Origin of the sequence: Gordonia sp. PvP123 (genome assembly GCF_040547295.1) — a bacterium.
Lineage (GTDB): Bacteria > Actinomycetota > Actinomycetes > Mycobacteriales > Mycobacteriaceae > Gordonia > Gordonia terrae.
The window spans coordinates 60,260-72,937 of record NZ_JBEPPN010000009.1; the positions used below are offsets into that span (position 1 = coordinate 60,260).

Sequence of the window (12,678 nt, forward strand, 5' to 3'; positions counted from 1 at the left end):
CACCGGGCGGAGGCATCCTCCCACCCTAGGAGCAGCCGGTCGGGCCGGCACCCCGGGTGGGGACGACTACGTCGGGGTCACCCAGGTGGTGATGTCGCAGTGCACGACCTCGACCCCCTTGGTGTCGACGATGCTCACCGACACGGTGACGTCGGTCCCGGCGGTGATGGCGCCGAAGTCCACGGGTTCGGCCAGACGGGCCTCCGCGGTCAATCGCGTCGTCGCCTTGGTCAGGTAGCTCGTCTGCATCGCCTTGGGGATCCAGCGGTGGGACGTGGGCGTGGTGGCCTCCATCAGCATCCCCATCGCGGCCTCGGCCAGGTTGCACGCCGCGATCGCGTGGAAGGTGCCGATGTGGTTGTGGACGCCGAACCAGTTGGGTGCGGTGACCTTGCAGTAACCGGGCTCCATCTCCTGCACGAGCGGCAGGACGGTGCCGAAGTAGGGCACCCTCGCGACCATTCCGAGGGAGAACAGGACGTTGCCGAGCGGGTTCGCGGGCAGCTTCTTACGCAGGGCGAAGGTGGGATTCGTGGAACTCATGGCGGTATCTTACTCATGAGTCAGTTCGGCATGCCCCGCCGACGTCCGACGTGGATTTGATCGTGCTCCCGACCTGATGCATACTGTTCGGGTTGCCTTGACCGGCGGACGCAGGTTGTGCCATGTGCCAGATCTGCGGTCGCGGACAGGTGAATGACTCCCAGGCCCGGTCTACGGGGACTGGGCGTGTAACGCGTGCCCCGATATCGGTTCACGGTCCCGACACGCCCGACCGCGGGTGCCGGAGCAAACCGGCTCGTACCAGGTACGAGCCAACGTACAACGACAGATGAACAGCGTCGATTGCCGTATCTCACACGGTGGTCATGTGCTCAGCCGGCGAGAGGTCGGTTCCGATCACGCGGTGTTTGTCTGTCGAGAACAACTGACGGAAGAGGACACAGCGTGGCGGGACAAAAGATCCGCATCAGGCTCAAGGCCTACGACCACGAGGCGATCGACGCTTCGGCGCGCAAGATCGTGGAGACCGTGACCCGTACCGGGGCACGCGTCGTCGGCCCGGTGCCATTGCCCACCGAGAAGAACGTGTACTGCGTCATCCGTTCGCCGCACAAGTACAAGGACAGCCGCGAACACTTCGAGATGCGTACCCACAAGCGACTCATCGACATCCTCGACCCGACACCGAAGACGGTCGACGCGCTCATGCGCATCGACCTCCCGGCCAGCGTCGACGTCAACATCCAGTAGGACGGGGGCGAGATACATCATGAGCAATCAGAGTTCGACCAAGGGCATCCTGGGCACCAAGCTCGGCATGACCCAGGTCTTCGACGAGAACAACCGCGTCGTCCCGGTCACTGTCATCCAGGCCGGCCCGAACGTGATCACCCAGCTCCGCAGCGCGGACCGGGACGGCTACACCGCCGTCCAGCTCGCCTACGGCGCGATCGATCCCCGCAAGGTGACCAAGCCGGTCGCCGGCCAGTACAGCAAGGCCGGGGTCACCCCGCGCCGGCACCTGGCCGAGATCCGCGTCAACGACATCAGCGAGTTCGAGGTCGGTCAGGAACTGACCGCCGAGATCTTCGCCGACGGCGCGCTGGTCGACGTCACGGGTACCTCCAAGGGCAAGGGCTTCGCCGGCGTCATGAAGCGCCACGGCTTCGCCGGTCTGGGCGCCAGCCACGGTGCCCACCGCGTGCACCGCGCACCGGGCTCGATCGGTGGCTGCGCCACCCCGGGTCGCGTGTTCAAGGGCATGCGCATGGCAGGCCGCATGGGTAACGACAAGGTGACCACGCAGAACCTCACCGTCCACAAGGTGGATGCCGAGGCCGGTCTGCTGCTGATCAAGGGAGCGATCCCGGGTCGCAAGGGCGGCATCGTGATGGTTCGCGACGCAGTGAAGGGTGGTGCCCAGTAATGAGCAACACAGCGAGCACCGAGACCGCGACTAGGTTGACGCTGGACGTCAAGACCGCCGAGGGCAAGACCAACGGAACCGTTGATCTGCCCGCCGCGCTCTTCGACGCACCGGCCAACATCGCGCTGATGCACCAGGTCGTCGTGGCCCAGCAGGCCGCGGCTCGCCAGGGCACGCACTCCACCAAGACCCGCGGCGAGGTCCGCGGCGGTGGCGCCAAGCCGTACCGCCAGAAGGGCACCGGCCGTGCGCGTCAGGGCTCGAACCGCGCCCCGCAGTTCGCCGGCGGTGGCACCGTCCACGGCCCGCAGCCGCGTGACTACAGCCAGCGCACCCCCAAGAAGATGAAGGCGGCCGCACTGCGCGGCGCGCTGAGCGACCGCGCTCGCAACGAGCGCATCCACGTGATCACCGAACTGGTCTCCGGGCAGAAGCCCTCGACCAAGTCGGCACGTCAGTTCCTGGAGAGCCTCTCCGATCGCCGCAAATTCCTGGTCGTCCTCGGCCGCGAAGACCTCACGGCGTGGCTGAGCGTGGCGAACCTGCAGAACGTGCTGCCGATCGCGCCGGATCAGCTCAACACCTACGACGTCCTGGACTCGGACGAGGTGGTGTTCAGCGTCGAGACGCTCAATGCCTTCATCGAGCAGAACACGGCGGATGCCAAGGCTGCCGTCGAGAAGACAGCAGAGGAGGCCTGACATGGCGACCGTTGCCGACCCGCGCGACATCATCCTGGCGCCCGTGATCTCGGAGAAGTCCTACGGGCTCATGGAGGACAACGTGTACACCTTCCTGGTGCACCCGGAGTCCAACAAGACCGAGATCAAGATCGCGATCGAGAAGATCTTCGGTGTCAACGTTGCCAGCGTCAACACCGCGAACCGACAGGGCAAGCGCAAGCGGACCCGCTCCGGCTACGGCCAGCGCAAGTCCACCAAGCGCGCCATCGTGTCGCTGACCGCAGACAGCAAGCCCATCGAGATCTTCGGGGGCTCGGTCAGCTGACCGGGGCGCCCAGAGAAGGACTAGAGACTCATGGCTATTCGTAAGTACAAGCCGACGACCCCGGGTCGTCGTGGGGCCAGCGGCTCCGACTTCGCCGAGGTCACCCGTGACCACCCGGAGAAGTCGCTGGTGCGTCCGCTGCACGGGCGTGGTGGCCGAAACGCTCACGGCCGCATCACCACTCGTCACAAGGGTGGCGGCCACAAGCGTGCCTACCGTCTGATCGACTTCCGTCGTAACGACAAGGACGGCATCAACGCCAAAGTCGCTCACATCGAGTACGACCCGAACCGCACCGCGCGGATCGCGTTGCTGCACTACGTCGATGGCGAGAAGCGCTACATCATCGCGCCCAAGGGCCTGAAGCAGGGCGACGTCGTCGAGAGCGGTTCGACCGCCGACATCAAGCCCGGCAACAACCTGCCGCTGCGCAACATCCCGACCGGTACCCAGGTGCACGCGGTGGAGCTGCGTCCGGGCGGCGGCGCGAAGATGGCCCGCAGCGCGGGATCGTCGATCCAGCTGCTGGGCAAGGAAGGCACCTACGCCACCCTGCGTATGCCCTCCGGCGAGATCCGTCGCGTCGACGTGCGCTGCCGCGCCACCGTCGGCGAGGTGGGCAACGCCGAGCAGAGCAACATCAACTGGGGCAAGGCCGGCCGTATGCGCTGGAAGGGCAAGCGCCCGACCGTCCGCGGTGTCGTGATGAACCCCGTCGACCACCCGCACGGCGGTGGTGAGGGCAAGACCTCCGGTGGTCGCCACCCGGTCAGCCCGTGGGGCAAGCCCGAGGGCCGCACCCGCAAGAACAAGGCCAGCGACAAGCTGATCGTCCGTCGCCGTCGTACCGGCAAGAACAAGCGATAACAGGAGGAGGTAAGAGAATGCCACGCAGCCTCAAGAAGGGCCCGTTCGTCGACGACCACCTCCTGAAGAAGGTGGATGTCCAGAACGAGAAGGGCACCAAGCAGGTCATCAAGACCTGGTCCCGTCGTTCGACCATCATTCCCGACTTCATCGGTCACACCTTTGCCGTCCACGACGGACGCAAGCACGTGCCGGTGTTCATCTCGGATTCGATGGTCGGGCACAAGCTGGGCGAGTTCGCCCCCACCCGTACCTTCAAGGGTCACATCAAGGATGACCGGAAAGCGAAGCGCCGGTAATGACTACGCAGACCGATAATCCGACAGCAAAGGCGACCGCCAAGTTCGTGCGCGTCACGCCGATGAAGGCTCGTCGTGTCCTGGACCTGGTTCGCGGCAAGAACGTGGACGAGGCCCTCGACATCCTGCGGTTCGCGCCGCAGTCGGCGTCCGAGCCCGTGTACAAGGTCCTGGCAAGCGCCGTCGCCAACGCGGAGAACAACCTGGATCTGGATCGCCGGACCCTGGTCGTCGCCACCGCATTCGCCGACGAGGGGCCGACCCTCAAGCGCTTCCAGCCGCGCGCACAGGGTCGTGCGTTCCGTATCCGCAAGCGCACCAGCCACATCACCGTGGTCGTGGAGAGCTTGCCGGAGAAGGCAGCCGGCGGCCGTGGCCGTTCGCGTCAGCCGAAGAAGAAGGGAGCCTAGTAGTGGGCCAGAAAATCAACCCGCACGGCTTCCGTCTGGGCATCACCACCGACTGGAAGTCGCGGTGGTACGCCGACAAGCAGTACGCGGACTACGTCAAAGAGGATGTCGCCATCCGCAAGCTCCTCTCCACGGGGCTCGAGCGGGCCGGCATCGCGAAGGTGGAGATCGAGCGCACCCGTGACCGGGTCCGCGTCGACATCCACACCGCGCGTCCGGGCATCGTCATCGGTCGCCGCGGCGCCGAGGCCGATCGCATCCGCGGCGACCTGGAGAAGCTGACCGGCAAGCAGGTCCAGCTGAACATCCTCGAGGTCAAGAACGCCGAGTCCGAGGCCCAGCTGGTGGCCCAGGGCGTCGCCGAGCAGCTGAGCAACCGCGTGGCGTTCCGCCGCGCGATGCGCAAGGCGATCCAGTCGGCGATGCGTCAGCCGAACGTGAAGGGCATCCGGGTCCAGTGCTCGGGTCGTCTGGGCGGCGCAGAGATGAGCCGCAGTGAGTTCTACCGCGAAGGTCGCGTGCCGCTGCACACGCTGCGTGCCGACATCGACTACGGACTCTACGAAGCCAAGACCACCTTCGGCCGGATCGGCGTGAAGGTGTGGATCTACAAGGGCGACATCGTCGGTGGACGTCGTGAGCTGGCCGCGGCCGCTCCGGCAGCCGAGGATCGCCGTCCGCGCCGGCCCAGCCGGCCCCGGCGTAGCGGTGCCTCGGGCACCACTGCGACGAGCACCGACGCCGCTCGCGCGGCCGAGGCCGCTCCCGCCGAGGCCACTGCTGGTGCGGCTGAGAAGCAGGAGGGCTAGGCCATGTTGATCCCACGTCGGGTCAAGCACCGCAAGCAGCACCACCCCAGCCTCAAGGGGCAGGCCAAGGGCGGCACCAAGGTGACGTTCGGCGATTACGGCATCCAGGCTCTGGAAGGCGCGTACATCACCAACCGTCAGATCGAGTCCGCTCGTATCGCGATCAACCGGCACATCAAGCGTGGCGGCAAGGTCTGGATCAACATCTTCCCGGACCGCCCGCTCACCAAGAAGCCGGCCGAAACCCGCATGGGTTCGGGTAAGGGTTCGCCCGAGTGGTGGGTCGCCCCGGTCAAGCCGGGTCGCGTGCTGTTCGAGATGACCTACCCGAACGAGGAGATCGCTCGCGAGGCCCTGCGTCGCGCGCAGCACAAGCTCCCCATCAAGACCAGGATCGTGACCAGAGAGGAGCAGTTCTGATGGCACTCGGAGTTGCTGCGAACGAGCTTCGTGAGCTCAACGACGCTGATCTGGTCGATCGCCTGAAAGAGTCGAAGGAAGAACTGTTCAACCTTCGGTTCCAGATGGCCACCGGCCAGCTCGACAACAACCGTCGCCTGCGGACCGTGCGTCGCGAGATCGCGCGTATCTACACCGTGATGCGCGAGCGGGAGCTGGGCCTGGCGTCCGGACCGGATGGTGATGACGCATGAGTGAGGACCAGAAGGTGACCGAAACCCAGACCGAGGAGCGCGCACGTCGCAAGGAGCGCATCGGCTACGTGGTCAGCGACAAGATGCAGAAGACCATCGTGGTCGAGCTGGAAGATCGTAAGAGCCACAAGCTCTACGGCAAGATCATTCGGACCACGAGCAAGGTCAAGGCCCACGACGAGAACGGCGATGCTGGCGTCGGCGACCGTGTGCGGATCATGGAGACCCGCCCGCTGTCGGCGACCAAGCACTGGCGCCTCGTCGAGGTGCTGGAGAAGGCCAAGTAGGCCCTCGCCCAACGAGATCTACCGCCACCGGCCCGTTCCCTGTAGGGAGCGGGCCGGTGGCGTGTTCTGTCCCCTGAGGAGCTCCGGAGCTTGCGGAGGAGCGTCACGAAGGGTTGGTCTTAACAGGGGATTGACCGGTCGAGCCGGACGGTGTGAGGCTGAGATGCGATGCCCAGCACCGATCTCGCCGGCGGCGACACCTCTGCACGACCCGCGTGGGTGCGCCGTGCGTTCGAATCGGATTCGGCGGAGCCGGATCTGGACCGCGTCCGCCGGGTGGGCGCACGCTTCCTGGGCCTGGGTTTCATCGGTTACCCCGTGGTCTCGGCGGCGTCGATCCTCGCCTCGGCGCCGCTGACCGACGCCTGGTGGCCACCGCTGAGCATCCTGCTGTCGGTCGGCCCCGGAATCCTGTTGATCGCGGCGACCTTTCGACCTGGCACGGCATGGCTCACCCCGCTCGCCCTGACGACCTGGGCCGGGTACATCCTCGGCCTGGGTCTGTGGTTCGTGGCCTGGAACGGGACGACCCTGACGAATCCCGACGACTCGGCGCAGTGGATGGTCGCCTTCTGCGGTATGCCGAGCATGGTGCTGATGCTCGTACGCCCGCGTCTCGCGGTGGCGGGTCTGCTCGTGTCGTCGACCCTCGCGCACATCTCCCAGCAGCTCGGCCGGTTCGGTGAGGTGACTTCCGATGCGCCCGTGGAGATCCTGTGGTCGCTGGTGTTCACCGGTGTCTTCCTCGCGGTCGTGCTGGTCGCGACCCGAACCGGCCGTGAGCTCGACGAGACGCGTGAGGAGACCTACCGCACCGCGGCCAACGTGGCCGCGGCGTCGGCCCGCGAGGTGGAGAAAGAGCGGTTCGACGCCATCGTGCACGATCGGGTCATCGCCTCACTCCTGGCCGTCCGGCCGGGGCGTCCCGATGAGCGGCTCGCCGCCCAGGCCGCGTCTGCCCTCGAAGAACTCGCCCGGGTGCCGGGACCCGGAGATGCGGACACCGTTCCGGATGTCGAGGTGGTCCGTCGCATCAGATCGGCCGCCGCCGACATCTCCGAACGATTCGACGTGGAGGTCGTGGGTGGCCAGAACACTGATGACCAGGACCCCGGTGACCAGGACGGCGTGGGCGATCCGCGTGCCGAGCCGGCCTCGTATCCCGTCGAGGTCCTCGACGCGGTCGTCGAGGCGATGTCGGAGTCGTTGCGGAACGTGTTGCGCCACGCCGGGGACGATGCCGAATGCGCCGTCATCGTGCAGTTGGCACCCGACGCCCTGAGCATGGCGGTCGTGGACGACGGCGTCGGGTTCGATCCGGAGTCGGTGGCGGTCGGTCGGCTGGGAATCGCGGTGAGCATCCGCGGTCGTCTGGCGAGACTGCCCGGCGGCCACGCGCGGGTGCACAGTCGCGCAGGGCGGGGGACCACGGTCCAGATCCGATGGGAGCGGCCGTGAGACGAGAGTGTTCTCGCGGCGTCGACGACGCCGAACGCGGCGCGGTCGTCAATGCGTTCGGTATCGGGTCGCGGCCCCTGTGGCTGATGATGGGCGCGTTCGCATGTGGCTACTTCGCCGTGACGCTCTATGCGGACTCGTCCTTCACCGGGTGGTGGCAGTGGACCGGGGTGTTCACCGGTTTCGTGTTGTTCGTCGTGGCCGGGATGACGATCCTCGATTCGCCCGGGGATCCGCTGCCCGGGTCGACGACCTTCGTCATCGCCGCGATGACCGTCTCGGCCGTGGCCGTGACGCTGTTCTCGTTGCCGTCGCCGCCGTCGCATGTGATGCAGACAGGGCCGCCGATGGGGGCATCGGTGATCATCCTGGCCTTCGTCGCGGTGCGCGGTCGTCCCCTGGCGGCGTGGCTCGCGAGCGGTTGCATCAGCGTCATCGCGGTCGTGTGGGGCGCCGCCTCGACCGCAGGAGCGGTCTGGGGACTGTCGATCACCCTGCCGGGATACGCGATCATGATCATGGGGTCGCTGTTCTCCGTCATGCTGCGCCCGATGGCCCGCAACATCTACGAACTGCGCGAGGCCAACGAGCGCCAGGTCGCGCTCGACGCCGCCGCCGCGGCGGCCACCGAGGTGCGGGACCGACGTCTCGCCGCTCTCGACGAACGTGCACGCCCCGTCCTCACACGCATGGCGCGCCGGGAGACCTTCACCGCCGACGAGGTGGTCATGGCCCGACTGCTCGAGGCGCAGTTGCGCGACGGCATCCGTGCCTCCGGGCTCGACCTCCCGGTGGTCCGGGACGCGGCGTGGCGCGCGCGTCAGCGGGGTGTGCGCGTCGTTCTGCTCGACGACGGCGGGTTGGCCGCGCTCGACGACGCGCCGGCGGCCAGGGTGCGCGAACGGCTGGCGAACGCGGTCGCCGAACTGTTGGACGACGTCGGTGACGGGCGCGTGACGGTACGCATCCAACCGCCGGGACGCGACGTGCTGGCGTCGGTCGGAGTGGACTCCGACCGACGGACCGACCGCATCGAGTTCGATCGACGGGTCGGCCTCATCGGTGCCACCGAGCACGGGACGCCGGCGTCGGGCCGGTGAGGTCAGGCGCCGTCGTCGCGTAACCACTCGAGGACGGCCGGCGTCACCGGAGCGGTCGCGTCGGCATATTCCGGGTGCTTCTTCAGGAACGAGGCCACCAGCGGGCACACGCCCACGATCGTGAGTTTGCGTGCGCGGGCGTCGTCGAGGGCTTCGCGCACCAGGATCGTCGCCAGACCGCGTCCGCCGAACGCCGGGTCGACCTCGGTGTGGAAGAACACCCGCGCGGTCGTCGGAGCGTCGGTCCCGGAGACCCGGTCACGGTATTCCGCGAAGCCGGCCAGTGCCTCACCAGCGGGCGCGTCGACGTGGATGTCGTAGCGGCGTTCGGCGGGGTTGTCGCGCACCGTGGTCTCGGCGCCGGTCTTGTCGGCGGTCATCGCCGCACCGCCACGATCGGGCCGTGCACCGACCAGGGGAAGTCGATCCACTTGTCGGTGGTCCGCCAGCTGTAGTCGGGGATCGTGATGGTGTGCGGCTTCTTGTAGAGCACGGCGTTGCGGACCTCGGCGACCCGTCCCTGCTCCTGGCAGAAATCGTTGACCAGTTTGAGGGTCTTGCCGGTGTCGGCCACGTCGTCGACGACGAGCACCCGCTGGTCGGTCAGACCGCTCGACTCCAGGAGCGAGGGCAGCATCACCGGTTCGGACAGCGTCTCGCCGACGCCGGTGTAGAACTCGACGTTCAACGAGATCATCAGCTTGCAGTCCAGGGCGTAGGCGAGGGCGCCGGCCGGGATCAGGCCGCCGCGGGCGATGCCGAGGATGATGTCCGGGACGAACGCGTCGGCGGCCACCTGCTCGGCGAGTTCACGGCAGGCGACGCCGTTGAGCTCCCAGGTGAGCACCTCGCGCTCAGGAGATGGAGTGGTCATGGGGACACTCTTCCAGAGCGGCCGCGCCGCCGGGAGCCGAGTGGCACCCGGCCGGGCTCCCGCACTGAGGGTCATGATGTGAACGGTGGGATCGCTCGCGCATCGAGGCGGCTGGTGGAAATCCGGTGAATGTCCGATATTCCCTTTTCGTCGATCAAAAACAATTCTCGAAAACATATGAGCGGACGTAGACGATCGTCGATTTCTCGGTATTATTGCGGCCAATGAATGCTGTTTCGCGCGAATTGATCGCCTCTCCCGATTTGCAATCGTTGATCTGCAGGTTTCTTAGTAAGCGTAATCATCGAAGGTGTGTTCTTTCGTCGAGAGAATCGTATTCGCAACAGTCGAGAAAACAATCCGGTGAATACCGACCGGGTGTGCGAACGTCGATCATCGGTGGTCTGCGATCTGTGGTGAGGGTGTCGTGAGTTCGCTTTCGGTGATCGTCCCGGCGTACAACGAGGCCGACACGATCGGACGATGCCTGGACCATCTGATCAACCAGAGCAGACACGTCGACGAGATCATCGTCGTCGACAACTCGTCGACGGACGCGACCGCGGCCATCGTCGACGAGTTCGCGGCACACCACGACAACGTCCGGCGCATCGTGGAGCCCCGGCCCGGTGTCATCCCGGCTCGCAACTGCGGCTTCGATTCCGCCACGTCGGACATCATCGCGAAGACCGATGCGGACTCGTTCGTGCAGGAGGACTGGGCCGAGCGGATCGTGACGTTCTTCGATTCCGCGAGAGGACAGACCTACGACGGCCTGACGGGTCTGGTGCTCACCTGGGACGGTCCGTCGCGCGCACTACAGCATCGTCTCGTGACCCTGACGCTGGGCAAACTGGCCGACGGGGGGAAGATCGGGGGCCTGAGTGGTCCCAATTACGCGATCCGTCAGTCCGCGTGGAAGCAGGTGCGGGATTCGCTGAGGTCCGACCCGGACATCTGGGAGGAGCTCGATCTGAGTCTGGCCATGACCGATTCGGGCCTGGAAATCTACTACGACCCGCTCGTCCAGGTCGACACGTCGTGCAGACAGTTGCGCCACTCACCGTGGCAGAACCGGTCCTACATCGCCGGGGGTGTCCGCACGGCCGCGCGGCGCGGTGACGACGCGGCGGTGAAGGTGCTCAGGGTGGACCGGCCGTTCCGATTTCTCGGATTCACTGTGATGTGGCTGCTGTTTCGGCCCTGGGATGACGAGAAGCACAACTGGCGCCCCCACCGACTGCTCATGCCGCTCGAACGGCGTCGCACCCTCGTCACCTGTGAACGCCGCGCCGTCGCACGGTGACCTCGCTCAGGTGTGCGGCGGGTCACGAAGGCCCGCGTAACCTTTCCGCCCGGCCCGACGACAAATTCGTGAATGACGGACCGGGTCAAATTCGTCCGAAACGGCGAATCGTGCGTAAGTTTGTTGTCGTGGATGCCTAGCTTCAGATGGTCGTGCCCCGCCCTGCGGAGTCTCGGCCGACGAGCGGGCTGTCCGCGATGTCCTGTCGTCGACGCGTAGAGGAAGACATGTCCGAGGCCAGTGGTCAGCGACCCTCTGTCGCGTCCTACGAGCCGCGTCATCAACGGCACGACCCGCCCCTTCCGCCACTGCCCGAGGACCCGTTCGTACTGCCGGACCCGGTAGCGGAGCAACTTCGGCGCTGGCGTGCCGAACGGGCGAGTCCCTCGGCGACGACCGCGGACGACGCGGATTCGGACGTCACCTCACCCAACGGCCATACCGCCGGCCCGGCCGCCCAAGCCCCCTATGACGCCGCACCTCCTGATGACGAGCCCCTCGTCGACGAGCGCCCTGCGGATGGAGCGCGTGGCGTCGGCGATGAGTGGGCCGACCAGGAGGACCCCGCATCCCCGGATCACAACGGCCACGTCGTCGAGACGGCGCCGTTCGATGCACAGGCGCGGACGGTCCCGCAGTGGCATCGGCCCCCGGCCGATGTGTCCGGATCGCCGACAGTCGCCATTCGGTCGCCGGAGCCGCCCCCGCCGGCACCCGCGGCCCCATCAGGGCTCGCGATCGAGGCCAGGAACCTGCACAAGAAGTTCAAGGACATGGTCGCCGTCGAGGACGTGAGTTTCACCGTCCCGGCCGGCAGCATCGTCGCATTGCTCGGACCCAACGGGGCGGGCAAGACCACGACGGTCAACATGCTGTGCACCCTGTTGAAGCCCGACGGCGGCACCGCCACCGTGAACGGTCACGATGTCGCGCACGACGCGGCGTCGGTCCGGAAGTCCATCATGCTGACCGGACAGTTCGCCGCCCTCGACGAGGCCCTCACCGGCCGCGAGAACCTGGTTCTGTTCGGTCGTCTCCTCGGCCTCGACAAGACGGCTGCCCGCGCCCGCGCCGACGAACTGCTCGACGCCTTCTCGCTGACCGATGTCGGCGGCAAGCGGGTCCGCGAGTATTCCGGCGGTATGCGCCGACGGATCGACATCGCCTGTGGACTGGTCACCGCGCCGCGGATCGTCTTTCTCGACGAGCCCACGACCGGGCTCGATCCGCGCAGCCGCCTCGAGGTGTGGTCGCTCGTGGAGAAGCTCCGCGACTCCGGTGTCACCATCCTGCTGACCACCCAGTACCTCGAAGAGGCCGACGTCCTGTCCGACAACATCGTCGTCATCGACAAGGGGCGTGTCATCGCCGAGGGAACTTCCGACGAGCTGAAGGCGTCGACCGGTGCGGCCTGCTGCGAGGTCACACCCGCCGATCCCGCGGACCGTGCCCGGCTCCGCGACACCCTGGCCGATCTCATCGCCGGTCACGTCCAGGGTGAGGACGACCATTTCGTCGCCGTGCCCGCGCCAGACGGTCCCGAGACCCTCGTCGAGGTCATTCGGAGAACGGCAGCAGCCGACATCCCGCTGTCCGACGTCGCGATGCGGCGGCCATCGCTCGACGAGGTCTTCCTGGCGTTGACCGATCCGCGACGCGACCGGAGTTCGACCTGAC

18 protein-coding genes are annotated in these 12,678 nt (G+C 66.8%); 15 read left to right on the plus strand and 3 right to left on the minus strand.

Annotated elements, in window-relative coordinates; genetic code table 11:
• Positions 1-66: 66 nt before the first annotated feature.
• Positions 67-543: a hotdog fold domain-containing protein gene (locus tag ABIC25_RS18465; RefSeq protein WP_004020556.1), complete on the minus strand. Its 477-nt coding sequence runs from the start codon at positions 541-543 to the stop codon at positions 67-69.
• A 405-nt stretch (positions 544-948) separates the two neighbouring features.
• Between ABIC25_RS18465 and rpsJ the strand changes: the two genes are divergently transcribed.
• The 13 genes from rpsJ (at position 949) to ABIC25_RS18530 (ending at position 8,821) form a co-directional block, all read left to right on the plus strand.
• Positions 949-1,254, plus strand: a complete 306-nt coding sequence (gene rpsJ, locus ABIC25_RS18470) for a 30S ribosomal protein S10 (RefSeq protein WP_003938093.1) — start codon at positions 949-951, stop codon at positions 1,252-1,254.
• A 19-nt stretch (positions 1,255-1,273) separates the two neighbouring features.
• Positions 1,274-1,930 carry a 50S ribosomal protein L3 gene (gene rplC, locus ABIC25_RS18475; protein WP_004020555.1) on the plus strand — a complete coding sequence of 219 codons (657 nt, stop codon included), beginning with the start codon at positions 1,274-1,276 and terminating at the stop codon, positions 1,928-1,930.
• Complete coding sequence (rplD, locus tag ABIC25_RS18480) at positions 1,930-2,631, plus strand: 50S ribosomal protein L4 (protein WP_101822404.1); 702 nt, start codon at positions 1,930-1,932, stop codon at positions 2,629-2,631. Before rplC ends, rplD begins: the two co-directional genes overlap by 1 nt.
• A 1-nt stretch (position 2,632) precedes the next feature.
• Positions 2,633-2,938 carry a 50S ribosomal protein L23 gene (gene rplW / locus ABIC25_RS18485; RefSeq protein WP_004020553.1) on the plus strand — a complete coding sequence of 102 codons (306 nt, stop codon included), beginning with the start codon at positions 2,633-2,635 and terminating at the stop codon, positions 2,936-2,938.
• Positions 2,939-2,968: 30 nt separating this feature from the next.
• The gene (rplB, locus tag ABIC25_RS18490; protein WP_004020552.1) at positions 2,969-3,805 is read left to right on the plus strand and encodes a 50S ribosomal protein L2; all 837 of its coding nucleotides are present in this window, start codon (positions 2,969-2,971) and stop codon (positions 3,803-3,805) included.
• A gap of 17 nt (positions 3,806-3,822) precedes the next feature.
• Complete coding sequence (gene rpsS / locus ABIC25_RS18495; protein WP_004020551.1) at positions 3,823-4,104, plus strand: 30S ribosomal protein S19; 282 nt, start codon at positions 3,823-3,825, stop codon at positions 4,102-4,104.
• Positions 4,104-4,514 (plus strand): 50S ribosomal protein L22, encoded by a 411-nt coding sequence (gene rplV, locus ABIC25_RS18500; protein WP_004020550.1) that lies wholly within the window; start codon positions 4,104-4,106, stop codon positions 4,512-4,514. The genes rpsS and rplV overlap by 1 nt, the downstream gene beginning before the upstream one ends.
• Before the next feature lie 2 nt (positions 4,515-4,516).
• Positions 4,517-5,323 carry a 30S ribosomal protein S3 gene (gene rpsC / locus ABIC25_RS18505; RefSeq protein WP_004020549.1) on the plus strand — a complete coding sequence of 269 codons (807 nt, stop codon included), beginning with the start codon at positions 4,517-4,519 and terminating at the stop codon, positions 5,321-5,323.
• 3 nt (positions 5,324-5,326) lie between these two features.
• Complete coding sequence (gene rplP, locus ABIC25_RS18510) at positions 5,327-5,743, plus strand: 50S ribosomal protein L16 (RefSeq protein WP_004020548.1); 417 nt, start codon at positions 5,327-5,329, stop codon at positions 5,741-5,743.
• Positions 5,743-5,976, plus strand: coding sequence for a 50S ribosomal protein L29 (rpmC, locus tag ABIC25_RS18515; RefSeq protein ID WP_004020547.1), 234 nt, complete (start codon positions 5,743-5,745; stop codon positions 5,974-5,976). The genes rplP and rpmC overlap by 1 nt, the downstream gene beginning before the upstream one ends.
• The gene (gene rpsQ / locus ABIC25_RS18520) at positions 5,973-6,263 is read left to right on the plus strand and encodes a 30S ribosomal protein S17 (protein WP_004020546.1); all 291 of its coding nucleotides are present in this window, start codon (positions 5,973-5,975) and stop codon (positions 6,261-6,263) included. The genes rpmC and rpsQ overlap by 4 nt, the downstream gene beginning before the upstream one ends.
• 168 nt (positions 6,264-6,431) lie before the next feature.
• Positions 6,432-7,721 (plus strand): sensor histidine kinase, encoded by a 1,290-nt coding sequence (locus ABIC25_RS18525; protein WP_354562612.1) that lies wholly within the window; start codon positions 6,432-6,434, stop codon positions 7,719-7,721.
• Positions 7,718-8,821, plus strand: a complete 1,104-nt coding sequence (locus ABIC25_RS18530; protein WP_354562614.1) for a DUF8320 family protein — start codon at positions 7,718-7,720, stop codon at positions 8,819-8,821. The genes ABIC25_RS18525 and ABIC25_RS18530 overlap by 4 nt, the downstream gene beginning before the upstream one ends.
• A 2-nt stretch (positions 8,822-8,823) precedes the next feature.
• Here ABIC25_RS18530 and ABIC25_RS18535 read toward each other — a convergent pair whose 3' ends face one another.
• Together ABIC25_RS18535 and ABIC25_RS18540 are read right to left on the minus strand one after the other, a co-directional pair.
• Positions 8,824-9,201 (minus strand): GNAT family N-acetyltransferase, encoded by a 378-nt coding sequence (locus ABIC25_RS18535; protein WP_354562616.1) that lies wholly within the window; start codon positions 9,199-9,201, stop codon positions 8,824-8,826.
• The gene (locus tag ABIC25_RS18540; protein ID WP_354562618.1) at positions 9,198-9,695 is read right to left on the minus strand and encodes a phosphoribosyltransferase; all 498 of its coding nucleotides are present in this window, start codon (positions 9,693-9,695) and stop codon (positions 9,198-9,200) included. Before ABIC25_RS18540 ends, ABIC25_RS18535 begins: the two co-directional genes overlap by 4 nt.
• A 427-nt stretch (positions 9,696-10,122) precedes the next feature.
• Here ABIC25_RS18540 and ABIC25_RS18545 point away from each other — a divergent pair, with 427 nt between their 5' ends.
• Together ABIC25_RS18545 and ABIC25_RS18550 are read left to right on the plus strand one after the other, a co-directional pair.
• Entirely contained in the window at positions 10,123-11,001 is an 879-nt protein-coding gene (locus ABIC25_RS18545; RefSeq protein ID WP_354562619.1) for a glycosyltransferase family 2 protein, read from the plus strand.
• Positions 11,002-11,228: 227 nt separating this feature from the next.
• Positions 11,229-12,677, plus strand: coding sequence for an ATP-binding cassette domain-containing protein (locus ABIC25_RS18550; RefSeq protein WP_354562621.1), 1,449 nt, complete (start codon positions 11,229-11,231; stop codon positions 12,675-12,677).
• The last annotated feature ends 1 nt before the right edge of the window (position 12,678 follow it).

What these genes read in the sequence shown, in the direction of transcription:
- rplP (WP_004020548.1), top strand. Translation starts at nt 5,327, where the DNA reads ATGTTGATCCCACGTCGGGTCAAGCACCGCAAGCAGCACCACCCCAGC.
- rpmC (WP_004020547.1), top strand. Translation starts at nt 5,743, where the DNA reads ATGGCACTCGGAGTTGCTGCGAACGAGCTTCGTGAGCTCAACGACGCT.
- rpsS (WP_004020551.1), top strand. Translation starts at nt 3,823, where the DNA reads ATGCCACGCAGCCTCAAGAAGGGCCCGTTCGTCGACGACCACCTCCTG.
- rplV (WP_004020550.1), top strand. Translation starts at nt 4,104, where the DNA reads ATGACTACGCAGACCGATAATCCGACAGCAAAGGCGACCGCCAAGTTC.
- ABIC25_RS18465 (WP_004020556.1), bottom strand. Translation starts at nt 543, where the DNA reads ATGAGTTCCACGAATCCCACCTTCGCCCTGCGTAAGAAGCTGCCCGCG.
- rpsQ (WP_004020546.1), top strand. Translation starts at nt 5,973, where the DNA reads ATGAGTGAGGACCAGAAGGTGACCGAAACCCAGACCGAGGAGCGCGCA.
- rplB (WP_004020552.1), top strand. Translation starts at nt 2,969, where the DNA reads ATGGCTATTCGTAAGTACAAGCCGACGACCCCGGGTCGTCGTGGGGCC.
- ABIC25_RS18550 (WP_354562621.1), top strand. Translation starts at nt 11,229, where the DNA reads ATGTCCGAGGCCAGTGGTCAGCGACCCTCTGTCGCGTCCTACGAGCCG.
- ABIC25_RS18540 (WP_354562618.1), bottom strand. Translation starts at nt 9,695, where the DNA reads ATGACCACTCCATCTCCTGAGCGCGAGGTGCTCACCTGGGAGCTCAAC.
- rplC (WP_004020555.1), top strand. Translation starts at nt 1,274, where the DNA reads ATGAGCAATCAGAGTTCGACCAAGGGCATCCTGGGCACCAAGCTCGGC.
- rplW (WP_004020553.1), top strand. Translation starts at nt 2,633, where the DNA reads ATGGCGACCGTTGCCGACCCGCGCGACATCATCCTGGCGCCCGTGATC.
- ABIC25_RS18525 (WP_354562612.1), top strand. Translation starts at nt 6,432, where the DNA reads ATGCCCAGCACCGATCTCGCCGGCGGCGACACCTCTGCACGACCCGCG.
- ABIC25_RS18535 (WP_354562616.1), bottom strand. Translation starts at nt 9,201, where the DNA reads ATGACCGCCGACAAGACCGGCGCCGAGACCACGGTGCGCGACAACCCC.
- rplD (WP_101822404.1), top strand. Translation starts at nt 1,930, where the DNA reads ATGAGCAACACAGCGAGCACCGAGACCGCGACTAGGTTGACGCTGGAC.